This window comes from uncultured Campylobacter sp. (assembly GCF_938018035.1).
Lineage (GTDB): Bacteria > Campylobacterota > Campylobacteria > Campylobacterales > Campylobacteraceae > Campylobacter_B.
Window position 1 is genome coordinate 1 of record NZ_CALIJF010000140.1, and the last position, 3,326, is coordinate 3,326.

At 52.9% G+C, this 3,326-nt stretch carries 2 protein-coding genes and 1 pseudogene; all 3 read right to left on the reverse strand.

Annotation, left to right across the window (positions count from 1 at the left end; translation table 11 throughout):
• Positions 1-243: 243 nt before the first annotated feature.
• On the reverse strand, positions 244-801 hold the full coding sequence (locus Q0257_RS04145; RefSeq protein ID WP_298021906.1) for a hypothetical protein: 558 nt from the start codon (positions 799-801) through the stop codon (positions 244-246).
• A gap of 168 nt (positions 802-969) precedes the next feature.
• Complete coding sequence (locus tag Q0257_RS04150; RefSeq protein ID WP_298021908.1) at positions 970-1,599, reverse strand: tetratricopeptide repeat protein; 630 nt, start codon at positions 1,597-1,599, stop codon at positions 970-972.
• Positions 1,600-1,656: 57 nt separating this feature from the next.
• Positions 1,657-3,326: pseudogene (locus Q0257_RS04155) on the reverse strand (hypothetical protein); the annotation flags it as partial.

Below are 3,326 nucleotides of genomic sequence, written 5' to 3' on the forward strand. Positions count from 1 at the left end.
CGTTTAGCCGCTCAAGTCCCAAGGCCTTGATGTGCTGCAGCGCTTTTTGCGCTTCTGGCTCAAAAACCACCTCGCTCGCGCCGTATGGTTTAAATTTTACTTCGCGGTGGCGGGCTATCCGCATTCAAAAAGCAGCGCTCATTGCATGATAAAATTTCGCCGCCTCGCGACAGTTGCCAAACGACACATAAATTTAAAATTTACAAAACGCAAAATTTCAAAATTTCGCGCAGAGCTGTATCTCTACGCGGCGCGGCGCCAAATTTCCACGCAGAAGCAACCCTCGCAGAAACGGTATATCAAGCGGTAGCCCGCTTGTCGTGCACTCTTTCGTATCACGCGCAGCACGAAGCCGTGTGCGATCACTGCTGTGTCGGCTTCTAGCAGCGACGGCGCCAGATCAAGCGCGCGCTGACGCTCCTTTTTCGCACTTGCGTCACTAGGGTTCATGCCGCACAGCCACAGCAGGCGCGAGAGCACGAGCCAGCAATCAAACGGCATTTTTATTAGCGGCACGGGAAATATTCGCAGATTAAACTCGCGCAAAGCCTCCAAATACTCTATGTCTCGCTGCGGAAATAGCTTTTGTGCCGTAAGCGCGGCGCGCGGCAGAGGCGACGAACATACTCGGCTTATGCGAGTGAGCTTTTTGTATGCGGCGCTGCTTTTAAATTTATAGGTTTCATACAGAGCTAAGCTTTGCGTAGTATCATACAGGATCGCGCGGCAAGCGGCTTCTGCAGCGTCGCACACGCCGCGATCGATCAGCGGCGTAACGTGGCGGATCAGCGCTAGCGTCATTATATTGCCTCCTAAAATACGAGCCCGCTAAGAGCTTGCGTCGTTATGTTTCCGCTCCTACAGGATACTTGATGTTTAGATTTGCGCTATTTATGCGAAATCGCTATGGTTCTTGCACTGTAGCCACGGCTAGCGCGAGAGTCTGCTTCAAAGCATAGATTTTCGCGGCTATTTAAGCCTTTCGTAGCTTTCGCATGAGCTTTTCCATATCTGCTCATGCTCCGCTACCGAGCTCATAAATCTATCCTTGCTGCCCAGCTCGCAGGCCTTTTTGTAGTACTGCGCGGCTTTTGCATTATCTGCGCCCTCGTAAAGACGCGCTAAATTTAAGCACGCAGCCCAGCTATCCGCGATATCCATATCGCAACCGCGCACATAGTAACCTACGCCCTTTATAGCGTCTTTGCGCACGCCTCTGCCTTTGATATACGCAGAGCCCGCGTTACTGCAGCCTATCGCGTGCCCGTCATCGCAGGCTTTGTCGAACAGCTCCGCCGCCTTCGCCTCATCGCGCGGCATCCCCTCTCCGCTTTGATACAAAATGCCTAAATTTACGCACGACTCCACATCGCCGCCTTTGCAAGCTTTGACGTATAACGGCGCAGCCTTTAGCAGATCTTGCGGCACGCCCCAGCCATAATTATAAATCTGCGCCAAGGCCCCGCACAACTTCATATCGCCCTTATCGCAGGATTTCGTAGCCCTACTTATATCGTCTGCGGTGGCTACGAAATCAGCTAGCGCGAAATTTGCGGCAAGCGCCGCGGTGAGCGCTAAAATTAAAATTTTATTTTTCATTTTCATCCTTTTTGGTTTTTTAAGATCGCCCGCCAAGCCTAAGGCGCGGATTTATCGTTAAGGCGCAGTTTGATCGCTAGAGTTCGGGTTCGTTCTCGCCTGCTCTTTGCTTTTTAGAGCCTCGTAAATTTCATCGACGCTGCTTAAATTTTGATCCAAAACCTCCCTCGCCTTTTTTAGAGTGCGTGCGCCAAAAATCCCATCCTGCTTCACTCCGATGCTTTTTTGGATATATAAAATTTTATCCTTTTGCATCGCAGCGGAATCCTTAGTCGCCCCGGAGATGGAATTTGAAGCAGGGCTTTCAGAGCCGCTAGAGCTTGCACTCGTAGAATTTTCGTCTACAGAATTTACGCCATCACTCGCGGAAGCGGAATTTTCGTCCTCAAAAAATGTAGGCATCCACCCTTGCAGTAGCCCTGTTGCGCCGGTTTTCGGCACGTAGCCCGTATTTGCCGCGCCTCCGTAGATTGCGCTAGCCAAAACGGCGCAGAGCAGAGCTTTGCAAAAGCGAGCAAACGCCCCGCCGCGCCTGCCGCAGCGATACTCTCGCGGAATTTTACGAGCTTTTACAGCGCACCGCACTACGCTTGCCAGCCACAGCGCCACACCGCCTAACAGCCCCGCAGCAGCGATTGCCACGCCGCACGCAAACGCCCAAAAATAATGCTCCGCAAAGATCATCTCGAAGCAGCCCTCGCACGCCAGCGCAGCCGCCGCGATGAGCGCGCCTCCGCCTACGTACCACACTACGCGGTCATAGCGTGGGCTTAGCACGCCAAGCGCCCCAGCCATCGCTCCGCCCAAATCACGAGCGCATTGCTGCGAAATAAAGCCCTCACAAACTCGCATAATCGCTGCGGCAAAACTCTGCGCGCAATCCTCGCGCAAAGAACGCGGGAAAAATAATTTCTTTAATCGTGCAAAGGGCGAAATTTTAGAATTTGACGCGGCAGGGCTTTGCGTATTCGCGCGATTTTTAAATTTTGCAGCGGCGAGATTTTTGGAATTTGCAGAATTTATCGCAGCGGAGTCTATGGAATTTGCGGAATTTTCAGCACCCAAGGCGCTTAAATCTCGGTAATCTCGCTCGCCGCGTAATTCGTAAAGACCCTCCGCGGCGCGATCAGAAGTGTCGCTTAAGCCCTCTTGCAAGTCTGCAAAATTAGATCCATTCTGCGCGCGAGCTTCGCTGCTTTGCTGCCTAGCCTCAAAATCGCCGGCAGAATTCTCTCCACCTTCCAAAAGATCCGCCCCTGCAAATTTTATGCCACCGCTCACTCCTCCTGCGAACCTGCCTTGCTCTCCGCGCAACCCCAGGCGATTATCTTCCGCGCCCATAGAATTTGCCGAAGCGCTAGCAAATTTCGTACCCGCAAATTTTACGCTCGCGCCGCCCTTGAGATTTTCTTTGCGCGAAGCGTCTTTTGCAAGGCTCAAAGCGTCGCGATCAGCCGCGCTGCGGGCAAAATTTGCAAAGTTAAAATGTCCATCCGCGCCGCGCAACTGATCAATATTTAGCGTCTCGCCGCGCAACTTAGCACTAGCTAGACGCATCGCCACATCCAGTGCAGGCTTTGCGCGAAATAGCGCAAAAAGGCTTTGCGCATCGCCCCACCCTAGCCTGGCGGGCGCGCTGCGTGCCGCCGCAAGCTCCGACGCAAAAATTTCGTCAAAAAAGCTAGGTCTTACGAATGTCGCGCCACCGAAGCACGCCGCATCGTAAG

Coding starts and splice junctions, on each gene's coding strand:
- Q0257_RS04145 (WP_298021906.1), bottom strand. CDS start 801: ATGACGCTAGCGCTGATCCGCCACGTTACGCCGCTGATCGATCGCGGC.
- Q0257_RS04150 (WP_298021908.1), bottom strand. CDS start 1,599: ATGAAAAATAAAATTTTAATTTTAGCGCTCACCGCGGCGCTTGCCGCA.